The sequence below is a fragment of the Pantoea vagans genome, assembly GCF_004792415.1.
GTDB lineage: Bacteria > Pseudomonadota > Gammaproteobacteria > Enterobacterales > Enterobacteriaceae > Pantoea > Pantoea vagans.
Window position 1 is genome coordinate 1,781,044 of the sequence record NZ_CP038853.1, and the last position, 13,445, is coordinate 1,794,488.

The window sequence follows — 13,445 nt, forward strand, 5'->3', positions numbered from 1 at the left end:
CCGTTGCGATCACAAACTGATCCAGTTTATGGCCCTGATCCCTGCGTTTACTGGCATTTCCACCGCGCTGTTCTAACCTTAAATTGCAAGGCGACACCGCCTTCATAAATGCCAACTTTTAGCGCACGGCTCCTTGAGAGCCATTTCCCTGGACCGAATATAGGAATCGTATTCGGTCTTTTTTTGGTTGGCTGAAGCTGAAGCCAGGATTTGAATCAACTCATCAGAATTATTATTTACCAAAGATAGCGGGATTTACCGAAACCTCAGTACACTCATCCATGTATGAAAATACACTAACCCTTTCAAAGACTTTCTGTGTATCAGACTATGACATGCTCACGTTGTTTTTCTTCGAAAATCAGTATCGACCTGGTGACGTTGTCCAGGAAACAACGATTTTAGGTGCTTGTTCCGCCTGCCTCGCTCCGAAAAAAGGGAGCAATAATTACAGAACGCTAAAATCAATATTAATAATGTGCTTAATTGGCAGTCATTGTAAGTGAAGCCAATTACAGCTAATACCAGACTTCATTTGTTCTTTGAGTTTGCTCTTGTCTGATAGATTTTTTTGGAAATGGATACGGTGATAACAGCCAGAAAGATCGAAAAAATTCCTAAAAAAATCATTAATGAAAGCAATGGGTTCAGCATTCCTCCTAAGCTTGTAAAATCACTCAGACTTGCCAGCTGTTCAGGTGTCGTTAGTCGAAGGGTAATCTCCGGTATAATTAGAAAAAAAATAATAACAACAGGGACATAAATCAACATTTTTTTTGCTTTACTCATCTTCTTTCTTGCCCTTAAAGGTGAACATGATCAAAAATTGGTTAAATGATACAACATGGACCTAAATAATGTCACAAACCTATTTGCAATTGAAGATGCAGGCTAATAAGCAGCTAGCGGTAGTTCTTACAAATTCTCTTAATGACATCCATGCAGACCATATATCTACAATTGAAAAATTCAGATTAGGTAGTCAAAGGCTTATGAATTATGGTTCATGTTTCGTTGCCGATGAATATTATCGCAGTTCATGCCGTGATACGTGGAGAGAGGACAAAAGGTTAGTTCTCGCTTTGGGTGAAATATATGCAAGAGATGACGTTAGTCTTGATATGGTTGAAATTTATTTTCGTAAAACGTTAGCAAAACTCGGGCCTCAAAAAAGTAGTGATCTTGTGTCTCGGATCCAGCAATTGATCGGCAAAGCAGCAGAACATGCTTCAACCAAAGCTAACAAGCTTTCCCTGTCACTGACTCTCGCTAATTTAATTCTTGAAAGTGGCGATTTCAAAAAAAACATGTCCAAATCGTTAACTCCTTCTCTACATGGTTTGTGAATGGAGCTACGCTGTATGCTAATGCACAAATTGCCGCAGCTGCAGCTAACAGGCTGAAGTTTCAGGATCCTTCTTACTATCATTCCTTGTGTCAGGAAAATATTGAAATGCTTTACTTTCTGATTGAGCCTCAAATGAGCCAGATAATTTATCAGATAAATTCAGGCGATAATAATGAAGAAAAAATCGCAGATGCTTTATATGAGATATTAAATAAATGAAGCGTGTACTTTTATGGCTAGTACAGTCTTTTTTCTATTTAATACCTTTTGCTGTCATTATGGCAGGTTTGTACATTTTTATCCGGTTTATTCCAGAGCATGCAGGGCTTCTTAGCATATCATGGATAGCTATCGTTTCTTATGTGTATATTAAATACAATAGATGGTATTAGCTCGCTCCGGAAATATTTAAATGTTCTATCCAAATCATGAGCGATTAAAGTGAGAGAAGAGTAACACCCTAAACAGGAGACCTGGTTTATATGTAGTGATTATATCAACTTGTCGTCACTGATTGAGGCTAAGAAAGCGTATCAGTTAATCTGACTAACGATCAGTGGCGTGCTCAAAAATCAATCACTGCTCCCCTATTTTTGTCATTATCTTAGGTCCAGTTAATGCTCATTGACGCTTTTACCTTACTGCCAGCATAACCGATCCTTTCCCGATAGCAGGTCATCCCCAAAATTGACCTCAATCAACCCTCCCCAACATCCTCCCCAAACCCCTTCCAACGTTTACCCACCGTATAAAAACCGGGACGTAACCTGCCCCGGTGATATTCAACCAGGGTCAGTTATGTTCTTAAAAAAAGTTATTCCTTGTGTGATTTTAGCGCTGGCAAGTGCCGCAATGTCAGGTTGTGTGATGGCTGATGGGGGTCATCACCGTGGCCCATCTTCTGACTGGCATCGTCATCATGAAGGCCAGCATAACAACACCAGCTGGAGCCATCACGCCGGACCAGCTACGGCGGCAAACAACGCTTCCCAGCATATGGGACCACCGCCAGCACCGGATAGTGCCGCTCAGCATATGGGGCCGCCACCCGCTGACAGTGGCATTCACCGCTGGCACTCTTAAGAGGCGTTTGAGCAATCAGTACGAAATCATCTGAAGCGAGAGGGGCTTAATCGCCCCTTTTAACGCGCAATGTTTACCTGACCAAATTGTTCAGTAAGCGCGCTTCATCTCTACCCGACAGAGAACGTAAGCCTGACGAAGCGTTGCCGCTAAACACGATCCCTAAAAAACCGACCCCACTCGCAAAAGTCACAACAACTCCCGCAGCAAGCACCCAAAGCTTACCTGTCATCTTGTCATCATCTCCGTTTGGCTTATTCTTAATCTCCAGTCAAAAGGAGGAATGTTTATGAAAGCGGCAATTGCTAATAGTGAACACCAGGTTGAAGTGGTTGAGAAGACGCTGCGTCCTCTCAAAACCGGCGAAGCGCGGCTCAGGATGGAATGCTGTGGTGTATGCCATACCGATTTGCATGTGAAGAACGGTGATTTTGGTGATAAGACCGGCGTCACGCTGGGTCACGAAGGGATCGGCATCGTTGAGGAAGTCGCGCCGGATGTCACCTCGCTCAAGCCGGGCGATCGCGCCAGCGTCGCCTGGTTCTTCAAGGGCTGCGGGCACTGTGAATATTGTAACTCCGGTAACGAAACGCTCTGCAGAGACGTCATCAATGCCGGTTATACCGCCGATGGCGGCATGGCTGAAGAGTGTATTGTTGTTGCAGATTACTCGGTTAAAGTTCCCGATGGACTCGATCCTTTCGCCGCCAGTAGCGTCACCTGCGCCGGTGTCACTACTTACAAAGCGGTAAAAGTATCAGAGGTCAAACCGGGGCAGTGGCTGGCGATTTATGGCCTTGGCGGGCTGGGTAATCTCGCTCTGCAATATGCGAAAAACGTCTTTAACGCCAAAGTGATTGCGATTGATGTCAGTGACGGACAGCTGGCGCTGGCGAAAGAGATGGGTGCCGATCTGGTCGTCAACTCTGCCAGCGAAGATGCGGCACGCTTTATTCAGGAGAAAACCGGTGGGGCGCATGCGGCTGTGGTTACAGCCGTCGCCAAAGCGGCCTTTAACTCGGCGGTGGATGCGGTCAGAGCCGGAGGTCGGGTTGTTGCAGTCGGACTGCCGCCGGAAGCGATGAGCCTGAATATCCCGCGACTGGTGCTTGATGGCATCCAGGTGGTGGGATCGCTGGTCGGAACGCGCAACGATCTGGCGGAAGCTTTCCAGTTTGCGGCAGAAGGCAATGTGGTACCTAAGGTAACTAAAAGGAAGATTGGTGAGGTCAATGCCATCTTCGATGAGATGATTCACGGCAAAATCCGCGGCAGGATGGTGATCGACTTTACCGGTCAGTCTGCCAGTTAGGACCCAACTGAGCGTCACTAAGGCCCGCGTATTGCGGGCTTTTTTTATGCCTGCAGCGCCTGGTCCTGCAACGTGAAAGCCTAAACGTGTATTCTCCACAAACATTAATAAGCGCGGCTTTATGTTTCATTGTGTGATTTTCACTTGCACTTTACCGGTAACATTATAGTTTATGAGGTGAGCTCTTGATTACACACAACTGAAGGAGGGTTATTTATGGCGAAGCATCACTTACTTAAATCCATTGAAATTGCTGCAATTGTACTGTTTGTCCTGATACTGGCGTATCTGGCCGTGACCGGTCTGATGTCATCAACGGGTATGGATCACGCCTGGCCTTATCCCACTAAGTAACTGAGTGCCGCACCAGGGAAACTATAAGTATAATAAATAGAAAATGACCCTCACACAGGGCAGAAAAAACCCCGCCATCGCGAGGTTAATCAGAGGTTACACCAGACTTACCGACAGAAGCGTCAGTTCTTCCGTTTCCAGCGACAGGCTTTTTTTGGTTTCAAACATAAAGGCTTCGAGCGCCTCCTCAACATTGTCACCCTCAATAAAGGCGTGCGTCGTGACATGATTTTCACCTTTTGGCTTAATCACGTAGGAAACAAACCACTTCTTCTTTTCCATAATGCTCTTCCTCTTCTGAAAATGGTGATGCCGCGTGGCGGTAAGGCATTAACAGGCCGTTTTCCCGCCGGGCCCTCAGCGGAACATGCCGTTGAAGGCAGCGTGGCCAACAAAGGCTAATCCAGCGGGGCAGGATGCAGCAGGTCAATCACGTCATCGATTTCATTACTGGCCGCATGGCGATCCAGGGCAACCGCATAGTAGCGTCCCTTACAGTAATGCTTTGTGACCGCCACCCGATGGCCGGTATCACTGTCAGCTTCACCGCCGCTCAGGGTCTGCAGATGGGGCGGGATAACCAGCTCGCTTTCGAGTTGTTCTGCTTCAATAATCACCGCGCCACCGTCACTGGATAGCAGCAGATGCTGAATGCTCATGTTCTCTCCTTTGCGTCAGATTGCTAACCGGGAAAGTGTAGTTCACCTAAACAGGCGTGCTGGCGACGGCGCGTAATCAATGCCTGTGCAGGGCTGATAACGAGCGTCAGAGGCAAAAAAAAAGCCCCAGTCAGGGGCTTAATCATGATTATTAGCGAACTCAGCTGGTCTGATCGGCCAGCTTCGGCTTCAGCACGCGCTTACCCATCTGAATGCCGGGCTTCTCAACATACTTATAGAGTAAAGAAGCCAGCGCATAGGTCACAGGGATAGCGGAAACGCAGACAATCAGGAAGCGTGTCATATCGCTCTTATACTCAATGTCGGTGTGAGTGAGCAGCAGGGCGATCAGCGGGATCACAATCAGCAGGTGCAGCAGATAGACTGAGAACGAGACGTCGCCCAGCCAGGTGCTGAGGCGGTTGTTCAGCAGCTTACGCGGCAGGGCAATCAGCTGTGCCATCATGCTGCCCTGCGGGTATTGCCACAGAATTGCCGCCATACCGACGATCATCAGCGCCTCCATAATCACCTGCAGCTTAATCGCGTCCATGCCAATCGCTACGGTGACGACCGGGCCGAGCAGCGCAAAGGCAACATAGAGCAGGGATTTACGGCGAATCGCTTCGGCCAGCAGCATACCCGCCAGGAACATGTTCAGCTTAATCAGGATCATCGAAGGCATCTCAAACGCCTCATAATAATCGGCCAGCACATAGCGACCGGCGCAGCAGAGCGCCATGATGCCAATCAGCGAGGCAGCATAACCAAAGCGCAGCGTGACCAGCATGATGAACGGGAACAGCAGATAGAACTGCATCTCCAGCCCGATGCTCCAGTCTGGCAGCACGGTGTTAAACCCATACTCGGGCAGCATGCCAAACAGGAAGCTGAAGTGAGTCAGGATGTTTGCCAGTGACTGGTCGTTGTAACGCGACGACTCCGTGGCGGTGCCGGAATAGAAATGCGCAATGGTGTCACGCATCTCACCAAACCACGGGCCATAAATCAGGGCGATGATTAACAGCAGATAGTAGAGTGGGGCGATACGGAAGAAGCGGCGGATCCAGAACTTCTTAATCGTCTCCGCGCTCTGCCATGGCTCCTTCTGCTGGCGCTCGACGTAGTTTTTCGCCATCAGATAACCCGATAACAGAATAAACAGGTCGACCCCGATGCCCGGTGATGAAATCAGCGTGATGTGGCAATGAACCAGTAAGCTGATATGGCCAACCAGAACCCAGAGAGAGGCAATGCCACGTAATCCTTCCAGCTCCGTTGACCAACCTCGTGTTGCAGACATAACTTTTCCTCGTTTTTATCCGGCTTTTGGCGCTCACTAAGCCTTAAGGCAAAAGATATGTAAACGGCCCTTTACAAAAGTAAGAGGATTCCGAGCACAGGAAAGAGAGAAAAATCAATCAGGAAAGGGAGGTAAAGCACAGTAAGTTAAGGGCGTGCAGTGACACACCCTTAACCTGGATTACTGATTATGGGGATCCATCAGGCCAGCTTTAACAGGATCATACCGGCCAGCAGCAGGGTCAGACCGGCCCACCCTTTGCGGTTCAGTCGCTGACCAAACAGCACCCATCCGGCCGCAACTGTGGCGATGATGCCAAAACCGCCCCAGACCGCATAGGCGATCGACAGATCGATACCTTTGACCGCCTGCGCCAGTGCGCTGAACGCGAGCAGGACACAGCAGAGTGACAGTACGCCGTGCAGCGGTTTCTTAAACCCATCAGAGTATTTAAGGAATATGTTGGCGGCAATCTCCAGCATGATCGCCAGCGCCAGCCAGGCGGCATGCACAAAATCAGCCATGACCATGATTAACCTCCGCTGATGATTGGGTGCCGGTCTTGATCAACACAATCCCGACGATCAGCGTCACCAGCCCGCAGATTTTCAGCGCGGACAGCGCTTCACCAAACAGCTGCACGCTGAATAAGGTAATCAGCATGATGCCGATACCTTCCCACAGGGCATAAGCCACGCCCAGCGCGATACGTTTGATGGCGAAACTCAGCAGAATATAGGAACAGGCAATCATGCCCAGCATCATCAGGTAGCCTGAATGGCTGCCATTAACGCTGGACCACTTCATGAAAAGGGTACCAATAATTTCAGTAACAATAGCGAGTGATAATAAAATCCAGGCGAACATGGATGCTCTCCAGCAACGATAAATGACGACCTGCCACAGTACACAGGGCAGACTCAGAACAGTGTCGAAGTGGTGAGGGGACTACAGGGCGTTACGCCAGTGCTGATCGGCGACGTTCCAGCCAGAAAGGAAGGTGGGGGTAAGATGTGACATGAACATTCTGCTCATAAAATTTACAACGCATCCACATTGTTGCTTCTCATCAGTGGACGGATAGTGCCTCCGGTTAAATCCACGCCGGATTTATAGCATTCTGCACATCATGAAATCAACAGCAGATGCTGCTTTATTTGACGCAGGTTAAGGTTTGATGGTTTGAAAAAGGAAGTCTATGTAAAAGGATGTATGGAAAAGGCGAGCCGTCAACCCTGCATAAAAAAAGCCGGGCAACAGTGTGCCCGGCCATTGCTACGTGACACCGTCACAAATTACTCTGTGCGCTGCGGCACGGTGCGAACCGGCGCGTCACCCGCGACATAATAAGAGGCGGTGCTGCGTGGCAGCGGATCGCGTCCACGAATCTTATCGGCAATCTTCTCACCAATCATGATGGTGGTGGCATTCAGGTTACCGGTGATGATCAGCGGCATAATCGACGCATCCACCACGCGTAATCCCTGCAATCCATGCACGCGTCCTTCGCCGTCCACGACGGCCATCGGGTCATTACCCATCTTACAGGTGCCGCATGGGTGATAGGCAGTTTCACCGTGGTTACGCACGAACTCGTCCAGCTGCTCATCCGTCTGGCAATCCAGGCCCGGACTGATTTCACGGCCACGATACTTATCCAGCGCTGGCTGGTTGATGATCTGGCGCGTAATGCGGATTGCATCACGGAACTCATGCCAGTCCTGCTCATGTGACATGTAGTTAAACAGAATGGCCGGATGACGACGTGGATCGCGTGACTTCAGGCGCACATGACCGCGGCTTGGCGAACGCATTGAGCCGACGTGACACTGGAAACCGTGAGCATCTACGGCGTTTGACCCGTTGTAGTTAATCGCCACCGGCAGGAAGTGATACTGAATGTTCGGCCAGGTGAACTCTTCGCGGCTGCGGATAAAGCCGCCTGCTTCAAACTGGTTGCTGGCGCCGATACCGGTGCCGTTAAACATCCACTCTGCACCGATTTTCGGCTGGTTCCACCACTTCAGGGCCGGATAGATAGAAACCGGCTCTTTACATTCATACTGCAGATACATCTCCAGATGGTCCTGCAGGTTTTCACCCACGCCCGGCAGGTCATGCACCAGCGGGATGTCGAACTGCTTCAGCAGCTCAGGCGAACCCACGCCAGAACGCTGCAGGATCTGCGGCGAAGCGATAGCGCCCGCGCACAGCAGCACTTCACGGCGAGCGGTCACTTTGTTAATGGTGTTGCTGTCGCCCTGCAGATACTCCACGCCGACCGCGCGCTTGCCGTCGAAGATGATGCGATCGGTGGTGGCATGCGTAATGATCTTCAGGTTAGGGCGGCCTTTGGCCATATCGAGATAGCCACGCGCGGTGCTGGAGCGACGACCCTTTGGCGTCACGGTACGATCCATCGGACCGAAACCTTCCTGCTGGTAGCCATTCAGGTCGTCGGTGCGCGGATAACCCGCCTGCACGCCTGCCTCAATCATCGCTTCAAACAGCACGTTGTTGCCCGCTTTAGGGGTTGCAACGCACACCGGGCCATCGCCGCCGTGGAAATCGTTCGGGCCGATATCACGGGTTTCCGCTTTACGGTAGTAGGGCAGGCAGTCCAGATAGCTCCAGTTTTCCAGCCCCGGCTCGCTGGCCCAGTTGTCCAGATCCATCGCGTTGCCGCGGATGTAACACATGCCGTTAATCAGGGATGAACCGCCCAGGCCTTTGCCGCGACCACACTCCATGCGGCGGTTGTTCATGTAAGGCTCTGGTTCGGTTTCATACGCCCAGTTATAGCGTTTTCCCTGCAGCGGGAAGGCAAGGGCCGCAGGCATCTGGGTGCGAAAATCAAAACGGTAATCCGGGCCGCCCGCTTCCAGCAACAGAACGCTCACATTGCTTTCTTCGGTCAGGCGGGTCGCCAGAACGTTTCCTGCGGATCCGGCTCCAATAATAATGTAATCAAATTCCATTCGTCGTTCCTCAGGTTAAGTGATTAAAAGACTGACTGAAAACGCGTCAGCTCAACCTGCACTGACTTCACCTGGGTGTAGCTCTGCAGCGTCATCAGGCCATTCTCGCGGCCAATGCCGGAGTGCTTGTAGCCGCCCACCGGCATCTCTGCGGCGGACTCGCCCCAGGTGTTGATCCAGCAGATACCGGCTTCGATCTGATGAATCACACGGTGTGCTTTATTCAGATCCTGCGTCACCAGTCCTGCGGCCAGACCGAATTCGGTGTCGTTGGCGCGGCGGATCACTTCTTCTTCGGTTTCGTAGCTCAGGATCGACATCACCGGCCCGAAGATCTCTTCACGGACAATCTTCATCTCATCCCGGCAGTCGGTGAACACGGTTGGTGCCACCCAGGCACCCTGGTCGAAATCGCCACCGGTCAGACGTTTACCGCCGCACAGCACGCGTGCGCCTTCAGCAATGCCGGACTCGATGTAACGCATCACGTTGTCGCGATGGCTGAAGCTGACCAGCGGGCCAAAGTTGGTGGCCGGGTCACGCAGATCGCCTGCTTTGATACGGGCAACGCGTTCGCTGATTTTCGCCTCGAACGCCGCCTGCAGTTTTGCAGGAATAAAGACGCGGGTGCCATTGGTGCAGACCTGACCGGAGCTGTAGAAGTTCGCCATCATGGCGATATCTGCGGCCAGATCGAGATCGGCATCATCAAAGATGATCAGCGGTGATTTACCGCCCAGTTCCATGGTGACCTCTTTCAGCGTTGAACCCGCTGCATTGGCCATCACTTTTTTGCCGCTGACAACGCCGCCGGTGAAGGAGACTTTATCAATGCCAGGATGCTCAGTGAGCAGCTGACCGGTCACCGAACCGATGCCCGGCAGCACGTTAAACACGCCATCCGGCAGGCCCGCCTCGGTGTAGATTTCAGCCAGCTTCAGGGCGGTAAGCGGGGTCATTTCGCTGGGTTTGAAAATCATCGCGTTACCCGCTGCCAGTGCAGGTGCGGATTTCCACAGGGCGATCTGAATCGGGTAGTTCCAGGCACCGATACCGGCGACCACTCCCAGCGGTTCGCGGCGGGTATAAATAAAGGAGGTTTCACGCAGGGGGATCTGCTGACCTTCCAGCGCCGGAACCAGACCCGCGTAGTACTCCAGCACGTCGGCACCGGTGACGATATCGACCGCTGAGGTTTCGCTGTAAGGCTTACCGGTGTCGAGCATTTCCAGCTCTGCCAGCTCATCATTACGCTCACGCAGAATATCGACGGCGCGACGCAGGATGCGTGAACGCTCCATGGCGGTCATGGCGGCCCAGACCTTCTGGCCTTTTCTGGCGGCAGCAACGGCGCGATTGACATCGTCCTGGCCGGCGGCATGAACCTCTGCCAGCACTTCGCCGTTGACCGGATTAATCGTCTGGAACGTTTCGCCAGACGCTGCGGCAACATAAGCGCCATCGATGTAGAGTTTCTGCTCGGTGAATCGGGACATGTTTTCTCCTTCCGTTATTCGTGCTCGCCAGCCAGTTGCTGACGGATGAATTGGGTGGTCAGTGTGAGGGCGATAGCGGGATCGAATGGCTTACCGCTCAGCGCGGCGCGCAGCCACAGACCGTCGATCAGGGCCGCCAGACCGTGTGCGGCCAGGCGTGCTTTTTCCAGTGGCAGTTCACGCCGGAATTCGACCACCAGTGTTGAGTAGAGCCGACGGCTGCTGACCCGCTCAAGTCTGTTGAGCTGGGGCTGATGCATGCTGCTCGACCAGAAGTCGAGCCAGGCTTTCATCACTGCGGTGTGCACCTGGGTTTCATCGAAATTCCCGTCGACAATGGCACACAGCCGCTGTTCTGCGGAAGCATCGGCCAGCGGTTTCAGCCGCGTCAATACCGCTTCGCGCAGCTGACGCGTCACATCACGCATCGTAGCTTCCAGCAAACCGTTCTTGTCCCTGAAGTAGTGACTGATGATGCCGGTTGAGACCCCGGCCCGTCGGGCAATCTGGGCAATCGTGGCATCATTAATCCCCATCTCATTAATCGTGCTCAGGGTCGCATCAATCAGTTGCCGACGTCGTATCGGCTGCATCCCTACCTTTGGCATAGCTCCAGCTCCACCCTCAAATCGAGCCCCTATTAAATCTTTTTTTGATTGCACGTTCAATATAAAAAGAAAATTTGTTAGGATGCTGTTTTTTAAATGTAGCGTAAGCGAAACGGCAATGAGTGCTAAAATAGGCTGGATTGTCATAGCGATTAACAGGAAGTGACAGAACGAAACAGAGCCGCACGGCCTGAACACCGTGGGCGGCAAGACGTATCCATTGCGTATTTTCAGGACATTAACCAGAGGTAATCGATGAATAATCCACCTGCCGGTGAAAAAGACAGACTCAATCCCGTTGTATTTTATACCTCTGCCGGATTGATTCTGACGTTTTCACTTGTGACGATTCTCTACAGTGAACTGGCCGCGAGCTGGATCCTCAAGGCGGTCAACTGGGTTTCCGCCACCTTCGGCTGGTACTACATGCTGGCTGCCACGCTCTATATTGTCTTTGTGCTCTATATGGCCTGCTCACGCTTTGGCTCTATTAAGCTCGGGCCGGAGCACTCCAAACCCGAATTCAGCGTGCTCAGTTGGTCCGCCATGCTGTTTGCTGCCGGGATTGGCATCGACCTGATGTTCTTCTCGGTCGCCGAACCGGTGACGCAATATATGCAGCCGCCGGAAGGAGCAGGGCAGACGCTGGAAGCCGCCCGCCAGGCGATGGTCTGGACGCTGTTCCACTACGGACTGACTGGCTGGTCGATGTATGCACTGATGGGCATCGCGCTGGGCTACTTCAGCTACCGCTATAACCTGCCGCTGACTATTCGTTCGGCGCTCTATCCCATCTTCGGTAAACGCATCTATGGCCCGATTGGTCACACGGTAGATATCGCAGCCGTGGTCGGCACCATCTTTGGTATCGCCACTACGCTCGGCATTGGGGTCGTGCAGCTGAACTACGGCCTGAAAGTGCTGTTTGATATCCCGGAAGGCCTGACCGCGCAGACTGCGCTGATTGTCCTCTCCGTGGTGATCGCCACCATCTCTGTAACGTCGGGCGTTGATAAAGGGATTCGTTTCCTCTCCGAACTCAATGTGATCATGGCGCTGGGACTGATTCTGTTTGTGCTGTTCTTCGGCAACACCGAGTTCCTGCTGAATGCGCTGGTGCTTAACGTCGGCGATTACATCAACCGCTTCATGGGCATGACGCTCAATACGTTTGCCTTTGATCGTCCGACTCAATGGATGAACAGCTGGACGCTCTTCTTCTGGGCGTGGTGGGTGGCCTGGTCACCGTTTGTCGGCCTGTTCCTGGCGCGTATCTCACGCGGTCGTACCATCCGTGAGTTCGTACTGGGCACGCTGATTATTCCGTTTACCTTTACGCTGCTGTGGCTGTCCGTGTTCGGTAACGCGGCGCTGTACCAGATTATTCACGGCAATACGGAATTTGCGCAGGAAGTGATGAACCATGCGGAGCGCGGCTTCTACAGTCTGCTGGCGCAGTATCCGGCGTTTAAGCTCAGCGCATCGGTTGCCACCATCACCGGCATGCTGTTCTACGTTACCTCGGCGGATTCCGGTTCGCTGGTGCTGGGTAACTTCACCTCGCGGCTGAAAGACATTAACAGCGATGCGCCGAACTGGCTGCGCATCTTCTGGTCCGTAGCGATTGGGGTGCTGACGCTCAGCATGCTGATGACTAACGGGATTACTGCCCTGCAGAACACCACGGTGATCATGGGACTGCCGTTCAGCTTTGTGATCTTCTTTGTGATGGCGGGTCTGTTTAAATCGCTGAAGATTGAGGATCACCGCCGGGCCAGCGCGACGCGCGACACCGCGCCCTATCTGGCGCATGCGACCGACCGTCTGACCTGGAAGAAGCGTCTGTCACGCCTGATGAACTACCCAGGCTCGCGTTACACCCAGCAGATGATGGAAAAGACCATTTTCCCGGCGATGCAGGAAGTGGCGAAAGAGCTGGAACTGCGTGATGCCCGCGTCACGCTGGAAAGTGTCGAAGCAGATGAGGCGAACCCGATTGGCTATCTGGATTTGCGCGTCCATCTGGGCGACGAGCAGGACTTCATTTATCAGGTCTGGCCGCAGCAATATTCGATTCCGGGGTTTACCTATCGCGCCCGCAGCGGTAAGTCGACCTACTATCGACTGGAAACCTTCCTGATGGAGGGCAGCCAGGGTAACGACCTGATGGATTACAGCAAAGAGCAGGTGATCATCGACATACTGGATCAGTATGAGCGACACCTGAACTTCATCCATCTCAACCGTGAAGCCCCGGGCAGCAATATCAGCTTCCCGAGCGTGTAAACCAGGGCCCGTCAGCAG

General features: G+C 52.2%; 15 protein-coding genes. 6 read left to right on the top strand and 9 right to left on the bottom strand.

Annotated elements, in window-relative coordinates; all coding sequences use genetic code 11:
* Positions 1–531 precede the first annotated feature (531 nt).
* The gene (locus EGO56_RS08260; protein ID WP_238349011.1) at positions 532–789 is read right to left on the bottom strand and encodes a hypothetical protein; all 258 of its coding nucleotides are present in this window, start codon (positions 787–789) and stop codon (positions 532–534) included.
* Between the two features lie 68 nt (positions 790–857).
* Between EGO56_RS08260 and EGO56_RS08265 the strand changes: the two genes are divergently transcribed.
* From EGO56_RS08265 to EGO56_RS22285, 5 genes are all read left to right on the top strand, one after another.
* Positions 858–1,346 carry a hypothetical protein gene (locus tag EGO56_RS08265; RefSeq protein WP_238349012.1) on the top strand — a complete coding sequence of 163 codons (489 nt, stop codon included), beginning with the start codon at positions 858–860 and terminating at the stop codon, positions 1,344–1,346.
* Positions 1,343–1,567 carry a hypothetical protein gene (locus EGO56_RS22485; protein WP_238349013.1) on the top strand — a complete coding sequence of 75 codons (225 nt, stop codon included), beginning with the start codon at positions 1,343–1,345 and terminating at the stop codon, positions 1,565–1,567. Before EGO56_RS08265 ends, EGO56_RS22485 begins: the two co-directional genes overlap by 4 nt.
* Before the next feature lie 579 nt (positions 1,568–2,146).
* Positions 2,147–2,431, top strand: coding sequence for a hypothetical protein (locus EGO56_RS08270; RefSeq protein ID WP_135908468.1), 285 nt, complete (start codon positions 2,147–2,149; stop codon positions 2,429–2,431).
* Between the two features lie 289 nt (positions 2,432–2,720).
* Positions 2,721–3,743: an alcohol dehydrogenase AdhP gene (gene adhP, locus EGO56_RS08275; protein WP_135908470.1), complete on the top strand. Its 1,023-nt coding sequence runs from the start codon at positions 2,721–2,723 to the stop codon at positions 3,741–3,743.
* A 216-nt stretch (positions 3,744–3,959) separates the two neighbouring features.
* Positions 3,960–4,097, top strand: coding sequence for a hypothetical protein (locus tag EGO56_RS22285; RefSeq protein WP_167493426.1), 138 nt, complete (start codon positions 3,960–3,962; stop codon positions 4,095–4,097).
* A 96-nt stretch (positions 4,098–4,193) separates the two neighbouring features.
* Here EGO56_RS22285 and EGO56_RS08280 read toward each other — a convergent pair whose 3' ends face one another.
* The 8 genes from EGO56_RS08280 to betI all read right to left on the bottom strand — a co-directional run bounded on the left by EGO56_RS08280 (position 4,194) and on the right by betI (position 11,141).
* The gene (locus EGO56_RS08280; protein ID WP_013358127.1) at positions 4,194–4,379 is read right to left on the bottom strand and encodes a hypothetical protein; all 186 of its coding nucleotides are present in this window, start codon (positions 4,377–4,379) and stop codon (positions 4,194–4,196) included.
* Positions 4,380–4,495: 116 nt separating this feature from the next.
* Positions 4,496–4,756: a hypothetical protein gene (locus EGO56_RS08285; protein WP_013358126.1), complete on the bottom strand. Its 261-nt coding sequence runs from the start codon at positions 4,754–4,756 to the stop codon at positions 4,496–4,498.
* 160 nt (positions 4,757–4,916) lie between these two features.
* The gene (locus EGO56_RS08290; protein ID WP_135908472.1) at positions 4,917–6,059 is read right to left on the bottom strand and encodes an acyltransferase family protein; all 1,143 of its coding nucleotides are present in this window, start codon (positions 6,057–6,059) and stop codon (positions 4,917–4,919) included.
* 200 nt (positions 6,060–6,259) lie between these two features.
* Positions 6,260–6,589, bottom strand: coding sequence for a multidrug/spermidine efflux SMR transporter subunit MdtI (gene mdtI / locus EGO56_RS08295; protein WP_095707087.1), 330 nt, complete (start codon positions 6,587–6,589; stop codon positions 6,260–6,262).
* Positions 6,576–6,926 carry a multidrug/spermidine efflux SMR transporter subunit MdtJ gene (mdtJ, locus tag EGO56_RS08300; RefSeq protein ID WP_013358123.1) on the bottom strand — a complete coding sequence of 117 codons (351 nt, stop codon included), beginning with the start codon at positions 6,924–6,926 and terminating at the stop codon, positions 6,576–6,578. Before mdtJ ends, mdtI begins: the two co-directional genes overlap by 14 nt.
* A gap of 428 nt (positions 6,927–7,354) precedes the next feature.
* Entirely contained in the window at positions 7,355–9,037 is a 1,683-nt protein-coding gene (gene betA, locus EGO56_RS08305; protein WP_135908474.1) for a choline dehydrogenase, read from the bottom strand.
* Positions 9,038–9,060: 23 nt separating this feature from the next.
* Positions 9,061–10,533 carry a betaine-aldehyde dehydrogenase gene (gene betB, locus EGO56_RS08310; RefSeq protein ID WP_135908476.1) on the bottom strand — a complete coding sequence of 491 codons (1,473 nt, stop codon included), beginning with the start codon at positions 10,531–10,533 and terminating at the stop codon, positions 9,061–9,063.
* A gap of 14 nt (positions 10,534–10,547) precedes the next feature.
* On the bottom strand, positions 10,548–11,141 hold the full coding sequence (gene betI / locus EGO56_RS08315; RefSeq protein ID WP_135908478.1) for a transcriptional regulator BetI: 594 nt from the start codon (positions 11,139–11,141) through the stop codon (positions 10,548–10,550).
* A 255-nt stretch (positions 11,142–11,396) separates the two neighbouring features.
* On the opposite strand from betI, the gene EGO56_RS08320 reads away from it, so the two are divergent.
* A complete protein-coding gene (locus EGO56_RS08320; RefSeq protein ID WP_135908481.1) occupies positions 11,397–13,427 on the top strand; it encodes a choline transporter in 2,031 nt (676 codons plus the stop codon).
* The last annotated feature ends 18 nt before the right edge of the window (positions 13,428–13,445 follow it).

Coding starts and splice junctions, on each gene's coding strand:
- EGO56_RS08260 (WP_238349011.1), bottom strand. CDS start 789: ATGAGTAAAGCAAAAAAAATGTTGATTTATGTCCCTGTTGTTATTATT.
- mdtI (WP_095707087.1), bottom strand. CDS start 6,589: ATGGTCATGGCTGATTTTGTGCATGCCGCCTGGCTGGCGCTGGCGATC.
- EGO56_RS08290 (WP_135908472.1), bottom strand. CDS start 6,059: ATGTCTGCAACACGAGGTTGGTCAACGGAGCTGGAAGGATTACGTGGC.
- EGO56_RS08320 (WP_135908481.1), top strand. CDS start 11,397: ATGAATAATCCACCTGCCGGTGAAAAAGACAGACTCAATCCCGTTGTA.
- EGO56_RS08265 (WP_238349012.1), top strand. CDS start 858: ATGTCACAAACCTATTTGCAATTGAAGATGCAGGCTAATAAGCAGCTA.
- betA (WP_135908474.1), bottom strand. CDS start 9,037: ATGGAATTTGATTACATTATTATTGGAGCCGGATCCGCAGGAAACGTT.
- EGO56_RS08270 (WP_135908468.1), top strand. CDS start 2,147: ATGTTCTTAAAAAAAGTTATTCCTTGTGTGATTTTAGCGCTGGCAAGT.
- EGO56_RS22285 (WP_167493426.1), top strand. CDS start 3,960: ATGGCGAAGCATCACTTACTTAAATCCATTGAAATTGCTGCAATTGTA.
- EGO56_RS08285 (WP_013358126.1), bottom strand. CDS start 4,756: ATGAGCATTCAGCATCTGCTGCTATCCAGTGACGGTGGCGCGGTGATT.
- betB (WP_135908476.1), bottom strand. CDS start 10,533: ATGTCCCGATTCACCGAGCAGAAACTCTACATCGATGGCGCTTATGTT.
- mdtJ (WP_013358123.1), bottom strand. CDS start 6,926: ATGTTCGCCTGGATTTTATTATCACTCGCTATTGTTACTGAAATTATT.
- betI (WP_135908478.1), bottom strand. CDS start 11,141: ATGCCAAAGGTAGGGATGCAGCCGATACGACGTCGGCAACTGATTGAT.
- EGO56_RS08280 (WP_013358127.1), bottom strand. CDS start 4,379: ATGGAAAAGAAGAAGTGGTTTGTTTCCTACGTGATTAAGCCAAAAGGT.
- adhP (WP_135908470.1), top strand. CDS start 2,721: ATGAAAGCGGCAATTGCTAATAGTGAACACCAGGTTGAAGTGGTTGAG.